The organism is Nonomuraea sp. 10N515B (assembly GCF_052245915.1).
GTDB lineage: Bacteria > Actinomycetota > Actinomycetes > Streptosporangiales > Streptosporangiaceae > Nonomuraea.
On record NZ_JBQQBQ010000086.1, the window covers coordinates 11785 to 32544 of the forward strand.

Sequence of the window (20760 nt, forward strand, 5' to 3'; positions counted from 1 at the left end):
AAGAGATTGCTCCTCCTCTTTCGGGGGACTTCGGCTTATTCGGCGGAGAGTGCCGCACCGATGCCGCTAGCCTGTTCGGCCTATCTCTCGGGAACTTACTTAGGGATCGGGCTCTCCAACATTGCTCTTTGCAGTTGCCTTTGATGTGGTCAGGGGGAAGGGTGGCGTGGGCCGTGGCCTGGGGGCGGGTTGAGCCGCGTTTGATATGGCTTGCGCCCCTCGATCGCGTCCTGCACGGCGTCGTAGGCCTCCAGGATCAGCCGCTTGGTGCGATACTCACCGTATTTGGCCTCGTCCTTACGCTTTACGATGGGGAACGCGTTCATAATGTAGTCCACATCGCTCCGATGCAGGCCATAAAGATGGAAGAAGATGGCGTCCAACTCCGCTCTAATCAGGTCTCGCCGCTCCTCGTCCCATATAAATGGCGCGTTACAGTCGCTAAGGGTTGTCGCCCAAGTCTCCAGGTGCCAGCTCGTATAGGATAACTCCAATACCGACGAAACGACCTTATCGACGAACGCTTCGCGAGGAGTTGGAATTGGAACTTGAGACATGATCGTCACATTGAAATCCTGTCCTGGGGTTTTCTGTTTTGCCATGAAATCATATGCGAATGAATTTATGCAGGCGAGTGCCCATGCTTGGCCTTCGGCCGCTCCATCGACCGAAAAGCCATTTAGGGGTTGAATCGGAACGGTGCGAGGGACTAGCGCAGCAATAGCCGTGTGTTCGTCGGTGGCGCGTACGTAGCGGCGGACAACGCAGATCCAAGACTTTGATTCGCCCTTTCGGGCAAGGAAATCACCGACTAGATTGACCTCCGCCCAGAATCTTGGCTCGACCCCCATGAACTTTTCATCCCTGGTTACCTTACGAGGTTTTCCGGCGCTCCTTTGCTCTGCATCAACTGCCGCATATGTAGCATAGCAAGAATCAAATTGGTGGATCATCTTCCCTTCGTAAAGAGCGACCGAGCTCGCCGTCGGCGAATCGAGGTAAAGATGCGAGTGACCTTCGGACGTGAAACCGTTCCAGGGCTTCACGCCTAGATGTGGATGTGAGTGTCTCGACATCGAGATTAGGAGATCGACATCGCGTCTAGTTCGACATATGGGAAGCTGCCTTGTGATCGGATTGAGCTCCTCCAAGACGTTGAGAGGAAACTCGTATACGCGATCCGGATTGCGCAATTCCTCCTCGCTTACGAGAAATACCCCCATCCTTAGGGTGTCCTGCTCGTTCGACGCCGATCTTCCCGCCAGGGTCAACAGGGTGAACTTTGTGGAGCGGTGAACCGATGGGAATATTCCTCGACTATTCTCCATGTCGAGAATTCCCCTGACTCGGCGATTCCTTCGCAACCACTCCCAAAAGATTTTCATCGGAACTGCAGTTAGAACGGTTGTGGGGATGATAATTCCAGCCCTGCCGGCTTTCGATAGCAACCGCAGGGTTGTTTCCGCAAATGGCCCCTGAGTTGTCAGGCGGCCGGCTGTAGTCAACTCATATAGGCCGGAGCTGGAGATAAAATGCGTCACCTCGGCCCTAGATCTACGTTCTCGATAATAATCACGACGAAGAGATTCGTCTTCTTGAATAGCTTTTTCGATACGAGCTTTTCGCTTTGCTGTGGTGTCGGCGGCAAGAATTTCTGGCGCTCGAGAATCAAAGAACTCGTCATCATCAAATGCAATCCGCTCCCATGGCGGGTTGCCGAGTACGCATTTGAATCCACCGTCCCATCCGGTGGAGGAGCTCATCCCGGTTCCCTTGGTTCGGAAGATTTCGGGAAACTCTAAATGCCAGTGGAAGAACTGGTACTGCTCGACTAGCCTACGCAGTTCCTTCATCTGGGCAGGAGCCAGCGACCCACCACGCTGCAGGCTGCGAACGGTCGCTGTAGTGATGGCGGGCGGTGCATTCTCGTGCTTGCGCCATACGAAAGCTGCACACCAAGTATCGGCTACCAGACGCCTGTGGAACAGCTCTGGAGACTGATCGTACTCACGGAAGCGGCGCTCCTGTTCACGGACATCGGCGACGCTGAGAACTGGCACATCGGCGTGCGATCTGGCCTGCTGCTCCAGCGCCTCTTTGAGACCGACTACATCATTGTCGTCGAACAAAGAGTCCATCCCGGCAGCCGAGCGGCCAGAGCCCCGGCCGACGGTGCCGTGAAGCGCTTGCTTGTTCGCCTTCTTTAGATCGACGACGACGCTCTTGCTGTCACCCTCCAGCGCCTTGAACGCACCCTCGGGAACACCCGCCTCGATGAGCTTGGGTGTGGCGCCGATGAGGGCATTGCCAACCTTCAGATGCGAGTCAAGGAAGGCAAGTGGCTTGCCTGGCTCTAGCGACTCAATCCACAGCGACACCTTGGCCAACTCCACCGCAAGGGGATTGAGGTCCACACCATAGATGCACCTGGCCACAACCCTACGCATCGCTTTGCGCACCTCGGATGGGACCGGCTCGTCCTCGCCTGTGACCATGGCCGCGTACCGCTTGGCGATTCTGCGCGCAGCCCCGATCAGGAAGGCTCCTGAACCGCAGGCGGGGTCACACACCGTAATCCTTAGCAGCTCATCGGGATCGCCCGACGGCGCGTGCTCGTCGATGACCGGCTCCAAGGCGGTGTTGAGCAGTGATTCCACCAGTGAGCTCGGCGTGTAGTAGGAGCCGGTGAGCTTGCGGTCGTTGCCGGAGACCTTCTCTCGAAGCTCGAAACGTGGGTTACCGTTCGAGGTGGCGTACGGCACGAGTTCTAGCAACGACTCGTACACGCTGCCCAATTCCTCAGCGCCCAGGTGCTGGAAGTCGACGTCACGTGGCCGTCCGTCCTTCGCACGGACGGTGGACATCTTTCGGACCGCCGTAAGGAAATTCTCGTTGGGCAGGTCGCACCAGACCAACTGGTCGGGGAACGGGTGGTCGCCCAGCTCAGAGGGAGAGTCAGCCGTGCGGAAAAACAGGCCACCGAGTCCGGGCAGGCCTAGCTCAGGCAGGCCCTCGTCCGCCCCGAGAGCCTTGATGACCATGACGGCGGTCTTCCACAGGTCCTTGTGGCGGTCGCCGGCGCGGCGGACAGCGAGACGGCGGAGTCGGCGGCTGGAGAACCAGGTGTTGTAACGGTCGCGGACTTTGGCTTGCGCGTTCGGGTCGAGCAGGGCGGAGCGGTCTTCGGCTACGAAGATGAATATGAGCTGGTAGGCCAGGCGCAGCAGTTCGTGGTGGAAGTCCTCGCGGGTGAGCCGTCCGGATTCGAGCTGTTCGCGCAGCTTGGGGTTGGACAGGAGGAAGCCGGTGCCTAGGGCCTCCATCGCCTCCTTGAGCCCGTCGCGGAGCTGGTCGCGCGCACGTATGCCGGTCTCGGCGGCGAATGCCCGCCACTTCTCCAGCCAGCAGTCGGCACAGGTGGCCGCGCCCTCGTCGGGAGCGATTAACTCGAAGCGGGACGCGTGCATCAGTGTATAGAGGAGCGCGAACTCGGAGTACAGCTCGCCTTCGAAGATGGCCTCGAGGTCGAATTCGACGTAGGCGGAGCCGACCAGCGCGGTGGAGTCACGCAGGATGCGCAGCTGACGGCCGTTGGACAGCACAGCCCACAGATTGTCGTTGGAGAGGTTGAGGAACTCCTGCAGCATCGACTGCGGCGCCTGCTTGATCACGCCCGGCACGCTTCGATCCAGGTCGGTCTTCCAACCAAGCAGGTGCATGGGTACGCTGTGCCACAGGTGAGAGATCGGGAACTCTTTCCCGCCCGCCTTGAGACTGCCGTGGCTGAACGGCACACGGCCGAATCCGAGCTCCTGGAACAGGATGAGCAGCCACCGCTCCCGAGTGAGGGTCGTAGCGGCATCCGATTCGGGGAGCGCGGCGAGCCTGTCGCGGAACGCGCGGTAAGCGCCGAGCAGGTAGTCCCAGTGACGGCTGGCCGCGTCACCTAAGCGTTCGGAGGCGGCAAGGTGGTAGTCCTCGGGTCGCATGCCGGGCAGTTCCCGGTCGGCAGCGGCGATACGGGACAGGACATCCTGCGGCAGCAGGCTGCCCTGGACGTCGACGGCGAGGTAGCCGCTCTTCATCGGGCACCCCCGGCGGGCAGGTAGGCGTAAACGCCGAGCAGGTCGGCTGGGCGGTTGGCGGTCACTTTCAGTCCTCTCGTCCCGGCGCCGACCGCGCCGCGGACCCGCTGGTGGGATTCAGCGAGGCGGGCGGCGAGTGCGTCACCGCGAACGCCCAGCTCGGTGGCGAACTCAGGCGTGAGCTTGCGTTTGGCGATCTTGCCCGTCTCCTCATCCGTTATTTCGACGACGAGTTCGCCGAGCACCCGCTCGGCGGTGCGCTGGACGAGTTCGGGCAGGGTGTTGACGGGCTTGGCGGCCAGCACGTGGCCGACCTCGTCATCGGTCAGCCACTCACGGCCGTTCGCCCCGGCACGGTAGCCGATGATCTGAGCGTCCTCGGCGACCAGAGTCCTGGTCTCGATACGACCCGGCAAGGTGACATGGAAGCGGTAGCGCACGAGTAGCAGTACCGTGCGGGAGACTACGGCGTCGGTGCGAATCACGCCTAAGCGACGAGCTGGACCCTCTCCTTCGAGGGCATAGTCAAGTACGGTGCGAGCCAGGTCACGGACCGTGGGATCGGTGCGGACCAGAGCATGCTTGCCGACCGGCGCGGGGATGTCGTGGTGGAAGCTGAGCGTGTCGGTCTTGCCGTCGAAGCTCAGCCCGAGCGCATGCCGTACTGGAACAGGGAGTTGACGGATATCGGCGGTGAAACCGTCCGGATGGCTGTTGATGAGTGCGTCGAATCCAGACAGCGCTTCGTGGGCGAAACGGGCGACATCAGCGCGGGTGCCCAGCGCGGCGCGGATCTCGGCGATCTCTTGTTGCACTTCCTCCAGCTTGACACCGGAGTGGGAGTACTTGGTAAGTGCTTTGGATTCTCGATCGGCGGCGCTTTCCCAGGCGCGGTGGACCTGGTCGCGGGTCTTGGTTACCCCGAGATCCAGGTCGAGCTGGTCCTGCTGCTCCTCGTTGCGGAGCAGCAGGCCTTCAATCAGGGCTTTAATGACATCGTCGCCGCCGGTTGGGACAGGTACGGCGACGCCGGTCTGCCGGGCGATCGTGCGGTGCTTGCGGATGAGCACGTCGAGAACGACACCGTCGATGCCGTTGTCCAGGCCGTAAAGGGTGACGGCGCGGACGATCTGATGGCGCTGGCCGAAACGGTCGACGCGGCCTTCGCGCTGTTCGTGACGGGTGGGGTTCCAGGCAAGGTCGTAGTGAACGACAGCCTGGAAGCTCTCCTGCAGGTTGACGCCCTCGGACAAACAGTCGGTAGCGACCAGCACGTGTCGTCCCGGCTCGGAGGCGAGCTCCGCGATCACGTCCTGGCGGGCCTCCGGCGGAAGCAGCCCGGTCACGGCTCGCACGCTGGCCTTCTTACCCAGTGCCCTGGCCAGGTGTTCGGCGACGTACTGGGCGGTCGGGATGAACCGGCAGAACACAATCGGGTTATAGCCGTCGGCGAGCAGGGCCTTGACCTCGTCGATGAGCGCGGCCAGCTTGGCGTCATCGCCCGCGCCTTCGATCTTCTCGAAGGCGCGGGCCAGCCGCTGCAGCCGATCGCTTTCTTCGTCCTGGCTCGTACGGCCGCCGGCAGCAGCGTCGAGGCCTTCCAGCGCCTCATAATCGATGAGGTCGAGCACGCTGGAGCGGCCAAGCTCGTCTGCTTCCGGCTCGGTCTCTGCTGCCACCGTTGCTGATCGGGTCCTTAGGGTCGAGGCTGCAGCACGAGGCGAAGACGCGACCGAGCGGAGCAGGGCCAGGGCCGACCACCAAGACACCCGCTGGCGTAAGCCGGTTCCAGGCTTGCGGACCGTTTCGCGGGCGTATTCAAGAACCTGGCGGGCGAGCTTGGAGTACTCCCCAGCCAGTGTGTAGGAGACGTCGCGAACCTGGCGGTCCCTGGGGAACGGGGTCTCCTCGTCCAGGTAGCGGCGGATATCACGGCGGCGGCGCTGTACGAAGTGCCTGGCGAGCTGCTCACGGCCCTTCACGCTGTCCAGGTCCACGTTGACCAGCGCCGGGTCGAGCAGGCCGATCAGGTCGCGAAACGCCTCCTCCTTACCGCTGTGCGGCGTGGCGGTAACCAACAGCATGTGCCGGTCAGGGTCGGCGGCCAGTTCCTGCAGCAGCCGGAAGCGAAGCTGGCTGTGCTTGCTGCTAGATCCGGCCGAGACACAGGTGTGGGCCTCATCGACAATGACCAAGTCAGGGCAGGTGCGCACGAACTGCTGATAGCGCCGGTCCGACTTAATGAAGTCGGTCGACATCACCGTGATCGGGTAGCGGTCGAAGATCTGCTCGTCCAAGCGAAGCCCGCGCTCCAGCCGAGTGATGGTGGAGGGAAGTACGAGGGCCGCATCAATCGCGAACTTGTTGCGCAGCTCGGCGACCCACTGCTCGGCCAGGGCGGGGGAGCAGAGCACGGTCAGGCCGGTGGCTTCGCCACGCTCCAGGAGCTCCTTGGCGATCAGCCCGGATTCGATGGTCTTGCCGACGCCGACGTCGTCGCCGATGAGCAGACGAACGGTATTCATCCGCATCGCCAGCAGGAGCGGAACAAGCTGATATTGGCGGGGCTCGACCGCGATGGAGGCCAGGGAACGGAACGGTCCTGCGCCAGAGGTGAAGCCGATGCGTAACGCCGTGCGCAGCAGGCTCGTAGCGACACTGTCACCCACTTCGTCCGGCTTCGGCGGTGGGAAGGTGGCGTCGGTGACTTCGTTCCGGAACAGGCAGGCCTCGAAGTCGGTATCGCCGTTGAGCGGCCGGACGACCAGGACGTTGTCCGTGCCGCCGGGCTGGACGACCCATTCCCGGCCGCGAGCGGCTACCAGAGATCCTGCGACGTACGTCATCCGTTCCCCCGCCCAGTCCCAAAGACACTGGAGTACCTCTGCACGATCTCGCCCCATTGACCGTCGTAGCGGAAACGGATGACGAGCCACCCCTGGTCCATTAGCCGATCCTCTGCTCGGATGTCGCGCTCGATCACGTCAGCGGCATCGTGGTGAGGTCCATCAATGAAGATCGCAACATTTCCCGATTTGGTGCGATAGACGAAATCCGGCCGCGCCCGTGCGTCCACGATGTACTCCTGAGCGCCATCCGGTAACCGGTAGCCCTTCTCTCGCAGGAAGTCGAGGAAGTTGCGCTCCAGCTCGCTCTCCGACGACTCCGTCAGCTCGCTGACGTGGTCTTCCACGCTCTTGTGACCAGCGGTCGGTTCGCTGGTCGCGGTTACCAGCTCGTGGAGGAGCGACTTGACGGTGTGCCGGTCAATCTGCTCGTGCCAGCGCTGGTTGGAGTAGGACAGCAGGCAGTCGTAGCAGCCACGCTCGCACCGCTCGCGGGCCCCCTCCGCGTGGTCTCTATCCTCGCCGGTATCGGCGTCGAAGTGGAGGATTTCCAGGGCGCGGCGAGCGACTCGGCTGAGCGCGTTGTTCTCGTCGTGAAGGCGCCGAAGCACGCCGGCTCCACCCTCAGCGCTTTCGATGAAGAGCATGCGGGCGCGATTGCGCGGATCGGGCAGGGGCTCACTGTGTAGCTCGGCGTCTTCAAGCTGGAACTCCGCCTCGATTCCTCGCTCCAGCGCGTAGCGTAGCGTGGTCGCAACCACCTCTTCGACAGGTATGGTCAGCCGCACGAGGCAGATGTTCTTGCGGTCCTCCACGTAGGGCACGACACGGACCACTTTCTTGGCCCTGTCGAGAGGCTGGAGACCCTGGTCCTCGGGAGCCTGATTGTTCTTGTCCGAGTCCTTGGTCCACTTGCCGCGAACCGGGTCGAGCAGGTACCCGATCTCATTACGGTTCTTCCGGCCGCGACGGCCCTGATTGATGATGCGGACGGTTGCGGTGTCGCCGTAAACGAGCTCGGCGATGATGTCCTTGCCTCGGCGAATCTGGGCATCGAGGCGGCCAGATCGGTTGCCGTGCCGGCTGAAGCGGTAGGTGGTGAGGAGATCGAATCCGGCTCGGCGGCGTTCCTCCTCGTCGGAGGAGATCCGCTGGCGCCGGATTGTTTCCACGGTCTGCAGATGCATCAGCCCGGATTGCGAACCGGGAAGCTCGGCGTCGCACTCCTCGCAGACGTCGGTGCCGGCCTGGCGGTCGTGCCAGTAGCCGCAGTGCGCGCAGATGCGGGCTTCGGAGGTCGAGACCTCTCCCTCTTCTCCTGTGGGGACCTGGATTTTGGCTACCTCGTAGCGCAGGCCCTCGTGATAGATGAGGGCGCCTGGCCCGAACTCGTTGATCGCGATGAAGCGCGGACGCTGGATGTAGCTGGCCTTGTGCCGCGCACCCGGGATGTAGGCCGCGAGTGGGAGTCGGGGAAATGAGTAGCCGGGGAGGAAGCCTTCGGAGGCGAAATAGCGGTAGGTGTAGAAGTCGCTGAACTGCCGGTCGGAGTCCTCGTTCTTCAGCAACCGGAGCTGGTTCTCTGCCTGTTGCCGCCGCCGCTGCGCGTCTTTCTTGGCATCCGGCGAGGTCGAGTGGTCCATCACCCGACGATTCTGTTCCGCCTGCTCTGCAGTGGCTGCGAGGAAGAGGCCCCGCCACCGGTCACAGTCGGTGGCGAACCGTTTGGCGGCTCCTCGGAGTGTGTCCTCGATCCATCCGTCGTACCACCAGCTGACCTTACTGAGCTGGTCCGGGGTGAGAACGTCGGCAAGGACCGCTTTGGCCCGGGGCAGGGCTCGCCGGATCGCCCCGTCATCCTCTAACTGAGTGCGGAGGTGCTCGTGCAGAGGCAACTCGGGGTCAGCCACGTTCAGGACGTCGGACATGCTCGAATGCAGCGGTGCCCCAGTCTCGGCCAGCCAGATGGCGTGAACGTGCGAGCGGACCAGGTCCTCGTTGGTCAGGTCCAGCCGGGGTGCCTGGATGCTGCCGGCGACCATAAGCTCAGAGCGGCGGAAGTAATACTGGTCATGTGGACTGCCGGTCGAGCAGTAGGTCGTGATCAACGCGGGCTGGCCGCTTCGACCTGCCCGTCCCGAGCGCTGGGCGTAGTTGGCTGGAGTGGGCGGGACATTGCGCATGGCCACGGAGTTGAGCGTGGCGATGTCCACGCCCAGCTCCATCGTGGGTGAGCAATACAGCAGCGGCAGGGGAACGCCCTTACGGAAAAGCCGTTCACGCTCCTCCCGAATCTCGGATTGGACCTGTGCCGTGTGCTCGGCAGCCTGGATGCCGGTCAACTCACTGGCGGCGATCGCGTAGAGATCCCTGAAGAACTCGTTGACCCGCGCGCCAACCTCGGCATCGACCGTCTTACGGAGCGGGTCAGGGGCGCCGGTCTTGCCGTCTCCGGCCCGCCAAATGAGCTCCGAGGACTTGAGCCGGTAGCCACGGGCTCCGTCCCGGGTTTTGGCGACTTCGACGAGCAAGCCGTACTTCTCCAGGGCCCACAGCAGATTGCCGATGATCTGCTGAGCGTCGTCGACGGAGAGGCTCAGACGGGGGTAGGCGGTGCGGCGCAGGTATCGGCCGAGCGCGGAGCGGCCGGTGAAGTTGATGCGATCGCGGCTCTCGCCGGGGCGACCGGGCTGGGCGAAGACGGTGGTCGCCTTGACCCGGCCTTCCGGCTCGCCGAGCGCCCATACTCCGGTCAGGTGTTGTTGGGATTGATTCCAGAGTCGCTCATACCCCTCCTCGGTGAGTACGTCGACATCCACGGCGAGAGAGCGGCGCATCTCGTCCAGCACGATGCGTGCCAACTCGGCCCGATGGCCGGGCTCGTCATCCCGGAGGGCATGGTGGGTCGTCTCCCACCACTCATCGTCCTCAGCGATCTCGTCGAGTGCGACGTAGTCGAAGCGGAGCAGTCCGGTTTGTTCCAGGTTAGGCATGGTGATTCGCCAGCCGCGCGCCAGATCCACATAGACCAAGTAGGACAAAGCTCCACGCAGCGCCTTCTGAACGTGCTCACGCTGGCCGAACTTGACGTCGGGGTTCTGCGCATACGCCCTCAGCGGCAGATCGAGGGCCTTGGCGACGCGCTGCGCCACGTCATCGTGGTGCAGGCCTTCCTCATCAGCTGCCTGCGCGGCCCGGTACAGTGCCCCCCGGACCTGGGTGACCTGGACGAAGTCGTTGAGGTGACCGGCCTGCAGGCTGGCGTCTTGCCTATTGTCCACGAATGTGAGCAGCTTGCGGGCGCGCTCGTCCAGCGCAGCCTGCTTGCGCAGGTTGCGTACGATACTGGTGCTGATCAGCGACATTGCTGAGCTACGGCCCTCGGAGGCGAAGGTGGCCAGTTTCGCGAAGTCCCGGCCGCGCGCCTGCTCGTAGGAAACACGGCAACGCAGGCAAAACTTGAACGGCTCGCGGAAGTACCAGGCCCGCTGTCCTTCACCTGCGGGCGCCTCGCTGCCGCCAGGGCCGAGCCAGATCTTTTTCGGCAGATAATCGTGGTTCGTGTCGCGAATCTGAGTGCCGCCATCGGCGGCCGACTCCAGCCACGAGTCGGGTAACCGGCCTTCCAACACCGGGTCGGCGGGCCACGGATGATCGGAGTTGATGTAGAGGTAGCCGTTGACTGACTCTCCGCCGGCGACGTCGGCTTCCTGACGGGCGCCGTAGCTGCCGTCCTTGCGTTTGGCGACGACGACGTACTCTTGGCCGCACTCACGGCAAAAGGCCAGAGGGAAGAGGATCTTCTCGCGGTGACCGGGCACGCTTACCTGGTATTGACTGGTGATGTGCCGTTGATTCTCCGGCTCCAGGCTCACGTAGACGGTGTCGCCCTTGGACAGGAACTGGTGCAAGCGGAAGGCGAAGAGAGGCCGGTCTGTCCCCGGATGCTTGGCCTTGGCGCCCTCCTGCAGCACCCTTTGGATGACGGTCGTGCATTCTTCGGCCGACTTCCTGGTGAGTTCGGCCAAGATCTTGGCCGCCTCGGCAACCTTGGTGGGTTTGCGGCGAATCAATCGATCGGTGCTCGGCTCCCGCGTGAGGCCAAACTCGGATTCGACCCATATCGCAAGCGCGTCCCGGCTCAGCTCGTCATAGCCGCGGCCCGTGCCCGCGCAGGCCATGGAATCGCGCAACTCGGCAGAGCTTGGCTGCCGGTCGACGGTGGCGCGGATCAAGGTCTCGCCGATAACGCGCTCAGATACCACCTTCGTGCCGAATAGACGGGTGGCCACGTCCGCAACGACCTCCTGGGCCTGGGCAAAAGTGGCTGTGGTCGCCATGGTGGCGGAGGTGCCCACGCACTGCAGGTCGGGTGCGGCGCAGGCATCGCGCAGCCGCCGCACCAGCAGCGCTACGTCTGCCCCTTGTCGGCCCCGGTAAGTGTGCAATTCGTCCAGGACCAGGAAACGCAGTCCCTGTGCTGCGCCGATCAGGTCGCGTCGCTCTGCTGGCCGGGTGAGCAGGTATTCGAGCATGACGTAGTTGGTCAGCAGGATGTCCGGCTTACGCTTCAGAATGCGCGCGCGGTCCTCGTCGCTTTCCTGGCCGGTATAGCGGGCGAAGGTGACTGCCTGTTCGCTTCTGGCAAGGCCCCAGGTCAGATAGCGGGTGAGCTCCTCCATCTGGCTGTTGGCAAGAGCGTTCATCGGGTAGACGACGATCGCCTTCACTCGGCCCGGCTCAGGATCGCGCAGGATGGAGTCGACGATCGGGATCATGTAGGAGAGGCTCTTACCGGAGCCAGTGCCGGTGGTGAGCACATAGCTAAGCTTGTGGCGGGCGATCTCAATTGCGTCGCGTTGGTGCTGGTGCAGCGTGATGGTGTCCCTACCGAGGTCGTTCTCGTTGGATTTAAACCGGAACAGTCGCTCACAACCTGGGTGGAGCAGATCTCGGCCGATGAGTTCAGTCACCGTGCCGCCACTGGCGAAGCGTGGGTTAAGCGACACCCAGGGGTGCGGCCATCGAGCCCGAGCCTCACGTTCGTCCTGCAGGTGGGCTGCGATGCGCGGGTCACGGACGTTTACGAGGGAGGTAGTGAACTCGTCGTAGTCCTTGACGAGCTGTCCGTGCACCTCGAAGACATCCACACCTGCTCGCTTTCCACGTTTGCCGACACTTGCTCCACTGGGGGCGTACTAGACATCTGTTGCCGATGAATGGATCGTTACAAGGATCACTGGTGATTGACTGATCCTGCCGATACGATCACGCACCGTACGCTGGTCAGGGAGAGTGGCATGGCGAAACGCGGCGTCTACCGGGACTTCGTCCGAACTTCCCTCAAGCTGGAGAAGTCTGTCCAGGATCAGGTCATCGAGGTTTTCCCGAAGTTCGAAGAGGCCACGTATGCGGGCCTCCACCTCGAACCGATGAAGAACGCCCGCGACAACCGAATGCACAGCATCCGGAGCACCGAGTACTGGCGCGGGGTGGTTCTGGCACCGGAAAAGGGCGCATCGCTGCAGGCCGTCACCGTGTCAATCGGTGCTATTAGCGGACCCGGAGCGCTTGGAGGTCCTGGATGTATGGTCTTCTCATCGTGAGAGCACTCGATGAGGCCTTTCTGGTGGACGGATGTGTTAAGTACCACGGTGAGGTCGCACCGGGGAGCGGGTGGCTACCAATCGGCTCGGGGTGGGGATGAGCGCAAAGCAAGGTGGGGCGAGGGCTCCGTTACAGGTCGAGCATGTCCGGGCGGCACTGCTGCGCAACTACGCCGGACTGATCTACGAAGAGGACCTGCACGGCTACGACACGGCAGGCCGGGAGCAGCGATTCCTCTCCCGGGCATTGTCGGCCGAGGCGCTGCGTATCGTGACCGGTTGCGACCACGAAGCCGCTGGCAAAGGAGTCATCGATGGGGACAGGGATCAGGGCATCGACGGCGTTGCGGTGGGCGACGGCTCCGCCGAGGTCTGGTTGGTCCAGGCGAAGTGGAGCGACGTGGGCGCGGCCAAGTTGCCCAGGGGGGAGGCGCTGGCGTTCGCGGACGGTGTGCGTCTGATCGAAAGCAGGAACTTTGAGCCGTTCAACGAGCGGATGGATCCGTTCCTGCCCCGTCTCGACGCCGTCATGGGAGACGCCCGACTCCGGATCAACCTCATCGTCGCCGTCATGGGACAGCCAGTTCTCTCCGAGGCCACGATCGCTGTCCTGGATCGCCTTCGCGAGGACGCCAACAACAAGGGGCCGATGCTTGGCCAGGACGTGCTGGGCGTCGCTGACTTCTACCGGCGGCTGCGTCAGGACGTCGCCCCCGAACCGGTGAACGTCAAGGCCGTCATGCGGAACTGGCTGTACAAGCACACGCCGTTCGAGGCCTGGCAGGGCACTGTGGCGGTCAGGGACATCGCCGGATGGCATGACGATCACGGGGACGCCCTCTACGAGCAGAACGTGCGCAAGTCACTCGGCCTGACCCGCATTAACTCCGGCATTAAGGAGACCCTGCTCAAAGAGCCGGAGAACTTCTGGTACTTCAACAACGGCATTACGGTGCTGTGCGACCGTATCGAAGAACGCTTTCTCGGCCGTCGTAGGGGAGACGAGCCGGTCGAGCTAACCTTACAGGGCGTCAGCGTCGTCAACGGTGCGCAGACCGTCGCGGCGATTCACGAGGCGTTCGGACTGAACCCGGACGCGGCCGAGGAGGCCGAGGTCACCGTCCGTGTCTTCTCCCTGGGAGCGGAGCGCGAGATTTACGCGACGCGGATCACCGAGACCACCAATACGCAGAACGACGTCTCGCAGCGGGACTTCATCGCCCTGGATCCGGTGCAGGCCGAGATCCGGGAGGACTTCCTACTCTCGGGATTGGGCAAGATCTACACTTACAAGCGCGGTGAGCCGGATCCGGCGCCGGAGGCAGGATGCTCAGTGGAGCATGCCGCGGTCGCGTTGGCATGCGCCCACCACATTCCAGACCTTGCGGTGCGGGCCGGTAGGAGCGTCGATCTGCTCTGGGAGCGCGGCGGCCGTGGCGCATACCCTCGTCTGTTCGGTGAGATGCCCAGTGCCCATCGGGTCTGGCGGTCGGTGCAGGTCCGGCGCGCGGTGGGCGCGGCGCTAGAGACCGAACGCAAGCGCCTGCATGGACGTGCCGCCGACATGGCGCGGCGCGGTGAGCTGCTGATAACTCACCTGATCTTCCAGCTCATCGACCAGGACGGGATCGACGACCCACGGTACGACTGGCAGTTGGTACTGGGCCAGGTGCCCGAGCTAGTCTCCCGGGTCCTCTCGTGGCTGATTTTCCATGTGGACGACGAGTTTGGCCGCACCTCGTTCCTCAGCAGTACCTTCAACGATGAGACCCGCTGTCGGAGCCTGGCCAGGCTGGTCTTGGACAACGTCCGCCGTGAGGTGAATCCCCCGCAGCTACGGGCTGACTACCAGCCGCCGTCACGACAGGCTCGCAGGCGACGCCGCCCCAACGCGGTTCCCACCCTGGTCAACGCTGGTGTTCTCGCCGAGGGCACTCCGGTGACCTATCGAGCGCAGAGCGATGCGGAGCAGGCCGCAGTCGGTGACTGGCTCACCGCGGATCCACGGCGAGCTCGTGCGACCTGGGTAAATGACCGGGTCAAGTGCCTGTTGTGGTCGTACGACGAGAAACAGTACTCGGCCAGCGGCCTGGTGCATCGAATCTGGGAGCTGGCCGGGTACGAAGACGCGCCGGTCTCAGTGCAGGGACCAGGCCGATGGAAGCTGGAGAGCGGCTTGTCGCTCTGGGATGTAGCACTCCAGCTGCTCGAAAAGGAGACAGAGGAGACCTGACGCCCCAGCAGTGACAGGATGTTGGCCAGGACGACGGCGTTTCGCCGATAGGACTTCTTGTGGGAGACCGTGTGGCGATCGCGGGCAGCGTGAGGCGTTGAGCGGGTTGATGGCCTGCCGGCAGGAGGCTCTCAGCTGAGCGATGAGCAGGCCGCGCGGGTTTCGATGACCACCAGAATCAGTGCCTCGGCGCTGTCGATGGCCCCGGCCATCAGGGTCAGCAGTTCCTCATAACCCTGAGGCGACTCGGCGACGCGCCGCTGGGCTAACACCGTACCTGCCTCGTCGACCAGGGCGATGTCGTGGTGTTTCACCATCTCGCCCCAGCAGTAAGTCGGCGCGGCGCCATGGAGAAGTAGCATCTTGCGCATGATTAGGCCGCTAGCCTTCTCTCATGACTGGCTCGCGCTCCAACTCCCCCACCACGCCGTCCACACCGTTCCCGTCGGAAGGGCTTCATCAACACGGAGCATTGGTGTGGGCTCCTCTGCGGGGCTGGGTTGATGTGACGCACAAGCCGGAGGAAGTCGTACGGCAGCACTGGGTTCGGCGCCTTCACCTCGATGGTTGGTTCTCTCTAGAGCAGATGGATCAAGAACGGCGCACGCACTCCGGCAGGCGCTCTCCGCGTGCCGACATTGTGGTGTGGCGCAGCACGGCCGATAAGCAGGCAGGGCGAGAGCCAGTGTTGGTCGTGGAGACCAAGGCAGACGAGGGTGTCGTCCGGCCGGCGGACTTTTGGCAAGGCGAGTCTTACGCGCGAGCGGCCGGAGCACGGTTCCTCGTGCTAGCAAACGCTAGTAATCACATCGTCTTCGAGCTAACGAAGGGCATACCCGGACGTGCTCGTCAGATCAACGATTGGCCGACAGCCACCGATATTGGAGACGAAAAGCGTCTTGAGGCACTAGTTAACCGGCTCGAGGTGTTCGACCGCGAGCAGTTTCAGCGCGTGCTCTTCGAGTGCCACAGTCTGCTGCGGGACAACCATGCAATGACTCCAGATCGCGCCTTTGACACAATCTCAAAAGTGCTGTTTATTAAACTCCACGTCGAACGGACCCAAACCCACGAGACCTTTACTACGAAGTACCTGGACGACGCTGCTCGGTTCCTGACTAATCCTAAGCTCACACTGCATGAGCAGATGTTCGATCAGACGAAAGCCGCCTATGCCGCTGACGACCTTTTTGCGAAGGATGATCGTTTAGACGTCTCGGCGGACACTTTTCGTGAGCTAGTGGGTAAGCTCGAGCGATTTAATTTGTCCAAAACCGGTGAGGATATCAAGGGTATAGCGTTCGAAAAGTTCCTAGGACGCACATTCCGTGGCGAACTCGGTCAGTTCTTCACGCCTCGCCCCGTCGTCGACTTCATCGTCAATGTCCTCAACCCCAAGGAAGATGAGGTCGTTTGCGACCCTGCGGCAGGCTCGGGCGGGTTCCTTATCAAGGTGTTCGACCATGTACGCGACCAGATCGCTGCGGATATCGCCGCCCAACGACAGCAGCTCATAGACTCGATCATCTCCGAGTATCCTGACGATGCTGCCGACGAGGCGCTCGACGAACGTGACAAGCGCATCGAATCCGCGGTGGAGGAACTAAACAAGCAACTCGCTCCAAGTGCTTCGGACGGTACCCCGACGGATACCCGCGTCGGGCGGCTGGCCTGGCAATGTATCTATGGCACCGACAAGGAACCGCGCGCCGCTCGGACCGCCAAAATGAACATGATCATGCATGGGGACGGTCATGGCGGCATCCACTGGCACGATGGCCTCGTCGACATCAATGGCATCTTTGAGGGCCGGTTCAACGTCGTCGTCACCAATCCGCCCTTCGGGGCCACCGTTACTTCGTCTCAACGCATTGGTTCTGGTCCTGAGACGGATGTGCCGGATGACCCTGACTATAAGCGGCGTCAGCAGCGGCGATACGGCAAGGATTGGCTAGACGCGCACAAGCGTGTGATCAGTGCGCGCGGACAAAAGATCCTTGATCAGTTTGAGATTGGAAAGATTGCCTCCTCCCGCAAGACGGAGCAAATGTTCCTTGAACGGTGCCTCCGTCTGCTCAGGCCGGGGGGTAGGCTTGGCATAGTCCTGCCCAACGGAAATCTGAACGCTTCTTCGCAAGCATGGCTCCGCCGGTGGGGCGAAGGAAAGGCGTTTCTCCGGGCCGTTGTAGCTCTGCCTCCAGAGACCTTCAAGTTCTCTGGAGCCTCTATTACCGCATCGGTCCTATTCATGCAGAAGTTCACCGAGGATGACGCTCAGCGGTGGGAACAGTGCTGGGCTGATGCCTTTGCGGCTACCGAACAGGAGTTTGGGTCCCGACGCGATGGTTTGATCAGTGATGCTGCTGATGCGTTGCTGCACAGCGATGACACTGAGCTCCGTGATCTGCTCGAGCGGTTGGCCGCACTCGGAGTCGACCGAGTTCTACCGAAGCCCACACGGGTGCCGAGGGACGGCCTTGTGCGAGGCGCGCCCACAACCATGGTGCGAGCTCTCATGTGGGAGGGACCCGCAACCGCGGCGATACGAGGCCTCAAGAAGGCATACACCGAGCGTGCTGCGGAGGTACCTGACCTCAAGAAGGCTATGGAGTCCTTCAAGGCTGCGTTGAAGGATCTTGACCAGCAACAAACTACCGCGATGTGGGAGTACGTCCGCAAGGCATTCGACTATCCGGTATTCATGGCGACGCCGAAGGCGGTCGGGATCACGGCCACAGGAGAAACGGGGGAAGACGTGCCTAACGACCTTCCGGCCGTCCTCGCTGCCTGGAGGCAGTTCAAGGCAGAGCACCTTCCTGAGGACGTTGCATGATCGAGAGGACGACAAGCGTCGTGCGCTTCGCCGTACTCGATCGCTGGGACTCTCCGCAGATCTCTGGCGCTCCAACATCGTACGCATGGCCGGTCGCAAAACTCGGCGAGGTGGCACATGTACGGCTCGGCATTCAAGTGCCGAGAAAGGGATCGAAGCTCAGCGGCGTGGCCCGTCCTTACCTAAGGGCGATAAACGTCCGTCGTGCTGAGCTTGATCTGACCGACGTCAAGACCATGCACTTGCCCGAGACGCAGGCCATCGACTTGACATTGCAGCAGGGAGACCTTCTCTTCGTCGAGGGCTCTGGTTCGGTTACCGAGGTCGGGCGCGCTGCGCTCTGGAATGACAGCATCCCAGGAGCCGTCCACCAAAACAGCGTGATCCGGGCCCGCCTACATGACGAACGGCTGGATCCTGGGTATGTCATCACCTGGTTCAATTCGCGTGCAGGCAACGCTTACATTCGTGAGCAGGCCACAACAACGAGCGGCCTTTACCACATCGGCGCCAGCAAGCTCGCAGGTGCCCCCATTCCCATTCCGCCGATCGATATTCAGCGACAGGTAGTCGCTACCTACCGAGAGACGCTGCAAAGCGCTGAGAAAGCCAAGTGCAGATCTGTTGTCCTCACGAATGCTGCTTGGGACTTTTTCGACGCTCAATTGATCGATGCAACGGAAACGGCTGCAGCCGCAGACGTGGTTACTGTGACCGAGTTCTCAGCTCTCGACCGTTGGGACACTGATATTACTCCCATTGGGATTACGAGTCCGTACCCGCTGGTTCGCCTTGACGTGGTTGCAGATATACGGCTTGGTGTCCAGTTGCAGCGGTCTAACACGGGAGGGCAAGATGTACCCTACCTCCGGGTCGCCAATGTCCAGCGCGGCTATCTCGATCTCACCGACGTGAAGACCATGAACGTCCGTCCTGACACGATCGCCCGACTCGTGCTGAAGCGCCACGACTTGCTGTTCCTCGAAGCCAATTCGCTCGAGGAAGTCGGACGTTGCGCACGTTGGGATGGACAGATTCCCCTGTGTATCCACCAAAACCATGTTATCCGGGCTCGCCTCAGGACAACGGACTTGTTGCCGGAATACGTAGAAGCCTGGTTTAACTCTCCCGCGGGGGGATCTCATGTCCGTGCTCGTGCCCGCACGACTAGCGGGACGCTCTACACGATCCCTGTCAATGTTCTCGCGGACGCACCGGTTCCTGTTCCTCCTGTTGAAGAACAAAATCGACTCTTTGCGAAACTGCAACAGGGGCTCGCCGAGGCGCGTTCGTCTTTGGTTGACGCTGAACGGTTGCGAGAGCAGGCTGAGGCCGACCTTATTGCAGCACTGGCTTCGGTTCTGTGACGAAGGCCGCTCCCGGTTGGTCACGAGCTAGCAAGCTGGTCTAAACGGACTATCAACCTGAGTCCAGGTACGGCGTGCCTCCTTGGGCGTCCAGATATCGACCGAGGCACGTATCTCTGTAAGGTGCTGTTGCTGTACGAGGCTGTTGTGGAGCATTTCATAGACAGCAGACCCTACGAATTCACGAAGTGAAGCATGCAACGTTCGCCGGTGTAGGCGGTCGGATGACTGGCGATTCACGCGCGTAGCGGCGCGTGTCGATTGAGGTCCCAGGACATGCTTGACCGTTTGTCATCGGGAGATGCTTAACGTCCGTCGGGCTGGGTGCCCTTGCCTCGGACGTAGAGACGGGTGACGGGTGTGGTGTCGCGGCGGGGCCTGATCGCCAGTTCTTCCTCGCCATGCAGGACCCGATAGTGGGTGCCTTCGATGACGACGGTGACGAGCTTGCCTGCATGCCGGGGGCCGAGCTTGATGAACTGCTTGTTCGCCATGAACCGGCCACTGGCATGGAGGCGCCGTTGCACTCGGATCGATCCCGCCGGCAGCGGTGGTGGTGGCAAGGGGCTCGCCGCGGTGCGCGCGCCTGGTAGCCGGGCGTCGCGGTCGGCGGTGATGGGGCAGGGCCAGGTGCCGACCGGGGCGTTGTCGGCGATGGCGTGCATGAGGTGGCCGTCCAGCCGGATGGTGACGGTGCGCCGGGCCAGCGCGAAAGCGATCTGGCACTTGATCCCGGCGATGGTGACGTGGCCGTCGCGCTGGACCATGCGATCGATCTCGATTGCCTCGCCTGCGGCCAGCTCGGTGTTGCCGTTGATGCGGCGCAGTGCGGCCGCTGCCGGTGCTGGTCCAGCGGGGCGGGCTCCGTAGCGCATCACCAGGTAGGCCAGGTCGTGGGGCAGGAGCCGGGAGACGATGGTGCGGACTAGGTGGCCGTCGAGCAGGACGTGCAGGCTGCGCAGATCGGCCCAGACGGTCAACGTCCGTCCGGCCAGTCCCCTGGGGGGTGACACCCTGGGGACGGAGATCCGCTGCCGGCCGGGAAGGAGCGTGGCCTCTCCGCTGGGCGGAACGCGGATCTCGAACTCCACCGCCGACTCATCCCGGCGGTTCGCCGGTGGTTCGATCACATCGATGTGCAGCGGTGCTGCTGTCTGGCCGACCTCGTCGGCGGGGGCTGCCCGTCGGAGTAGGTGGGGCGTGCGAAGTCCATCGCCGCCGGACGGCAGAGCGAGACTGCCATGGCGATCTTCACAATGCTCAGCGCGTCATGAGGCCTCGATCCCCTCGACGGCCTAATGACGGTGCTCTCACGCATGACGGGACATGCCCGGGTTCGTGGCCGGGTCGAGCGCTACCTCCAGCTCGTAAGTACCTTGGTGAGCGGGCCACGCTGGCCGCTGACCTGCAGGATCGACAGGAGACTGTGGACTACCGGACGGATCTGGTTCCAGTTCGCCTCGGAACTCTCCGGACGTAGACCAGTTGCGGTTATCCGCGCTCTGGGATCACATCGACGACAGGAATTTCCACTATCGGACACTCACTTCCACGCCCGTGCTGGCTCGCGCCCCCGTGCTTGCCGCGAGAGCGCCCCGTACCGCCGGCGCGTGCCGCGGATCCCGAAAGTGGGAGATGCCTTTCGCACCGCAGGCCTGGTCTGGGCTAGAAGGCTTAGCCGCCCGGAGGCGGTCATGGTGAGCCGGAGTTTGTTCGAATGAGCTCGAACGGGCTGGTTTAGGCGGGGTTTAGGCGGCGAGGCCTGCCTGTTGGGCGAGGTCGTCGATCGC

General features: G+C 62.6%; 8 protein-coding genes and 1 pseudogene. 4 read left to right on the forward strand and 5 right to left on the reverse strand.

What is annotated here, in order from left to right:
• Positions 1-149: 149 nt before the first annotated feature.
• From ACTWQA_RS53185 to ACTWQA_RS53195, 3 genes are read right to left on the reverse strand one after another with little or no spacing between them, the layout of a single operon-like run.
• Entirely contained in the window at positions 150-4085 is a 3936-nt protein-coding gene (locus ACTWQA_RS53185; RefSeq protein ID WP_443166459.1) for an Eco57I restriction-modification methylase domain-containing protein, read from the reverse strand.
• Positions 4082-6931 (reverse strand): helicase-related protein, encoded by a 2850-nt coding sequence (locus ACTWQA_RS53190; RefSeq protein ID WP_443166460.1) that lies wholly within the window; start codon positions 6929-6931, stop codon positions 4082-4084. The genes ACTWQA_RS53185 and ACTWQA_RS53190 overlap by 4 nt, the downstream gene beginning before the upstream one ends.
• Positions 6928-12081 carry a DEAD/DEAH box helicase gene (locus ACTWQA_RS53195; protein ID WP_443166461.1) on the reverse strand — a complete coding sequence of 1718 codons (5154 nt, stop codon included), beginning with the start codon at positions 12079-12081 and terminating at the stop codon, positions 6928-6930. Before ACTWQA_RS53195 ends, ACTWQA_RS53190 begins: the two co-directional genes overlap by 4 nt.
• A 150-nt stretch (positions 12082-12231) precedes the next feature.
• On the opposite strand from ACTWQA_RS53195, the pseudogene ACTWQA_RS53200 reads away from it, so the two are divergent.
• Both ACTWQA_RS53200 and ACTWQA_RS53205 read left to right on the forward strand, forming a co-directional pair.
• Positions 12232-12447 (forward strand): annotated as a pseudogene (locus ACTWQA_RS53200) (UvrD-helicase domain-containing protein); the annotation flags it as partial.
• 187 nt (positions 12448-12634) lie between these two features.
• A complete protein-coding gene (locus ACTWQA_RS53205; RefSeq protein WP_443166462.1) occupies positions 12635-14770 on the forward strand; it encodes an AIPR family protein in 2136 nt (711 codons plus the stop codon).
• Positions 14771-14901: 131 nt separating this feature from the next.
• Here ACTWQA_RS53205 and ACTWQA_RS53210 read toward each other — a convergent pair whose 3' ends face one another.
• Entirely contained in the window at positions 14902-15141 is a 240-nt protein-coding gene (locus ACTWQA_RS53210; protein WP_443166463.1) for a hypothetical protein, read from the reverse strand.
• A gap of 23 nt (positions 15142-15164) precedes the next feature.
• On the opposite strand from ACTWQA_RS53210, the gene ACTWQA_RS53215 reads away from it, so the two are divergent.
• Entirely contained in the window at positions 15165-17603 is a 2439-nt protein-coding gene (locus tag ACTWQA_RS53215; RefSeq protein WP_443166464.1) for an N-6 DNA methylase, read from the forward strand.
• On the forward strand, positions 17600-18970 hold the full coding sequence (locus ACTWQA_RS53220; protein ID WP_443166465.1) for a hypothetical protein: 1371 nt from the start codon (positions 17600-17602) through the stop codon (positions 18968-18970). Before ACTWQA_RS53215 ends, ACTWQA_RS53220 begins: the two co-directional genes overlap by 4 nt.
• Positions 18971-19275: 305 nt before the next feature.
• Here the strand turns inward: ACTWQA_RS53220 and ACTWQA_RS53225 are convergent, their stop codons facing one another.
• Positions 19276-20061, reverse strand: a complete 786-nt coding sequence (locus ACTWQA_RS53225) for a hypothetical protein (RefSeq protein ID WP_443166466.1) — start codon at positions 20059-20061, stop codon at positions 19276-19278.
• Positions 20062-20760: the final 699 nt, after the last annotated feature.

Bases quoted from the DNA above. Each gene is read 5' to 3' on its own strand.
- ACTWQA_RS53220 (WP_443166465.1), top strand. From the start codon at position 17,600: ATGATCGAGAGGACGACAAGCGTCGTGCGCTTCGCCGTACTCGATCGC.
- ACTWQA_RS53210 (WP_443166463.1), bottom strand. From the start codon at position 15,141: ATGCGCAAGATGCTACTTCTCCATGGCGCCGCGCCGACTTACTGCTGG.
- ACTWQA_RS53185 (WP_443166459.1), bottom strand. From the start codon at position 4,085: ATGAAGAGCGGCTACCTCGCCGTCGACGTCCAGGGCAGCCTGCTGCCG.
- ACTWQA_RS53215 (WP_443166464.1), top strand. From the start codon at position 15,165: ATGACTGGCTCGCGCTCCAACTCCCCCACCACGCCGTCCACACCGTTC.
- ACTWQA_RS53205 (WP_443166462.1), top strand. From the start codon at position 12,635: ATGAGCGCAAAGCAAGGTGGGGCGAGGGCTCCGTTACAGGTCGAGCAT.
- ACTWQA_RS53190 (WP_443166460.1), bottom strand. From the start codon at position 6,931: ATGACGTACGTCGCAGGATCTCTGGTAGCCGCTCGCGGCCGGGAATGG.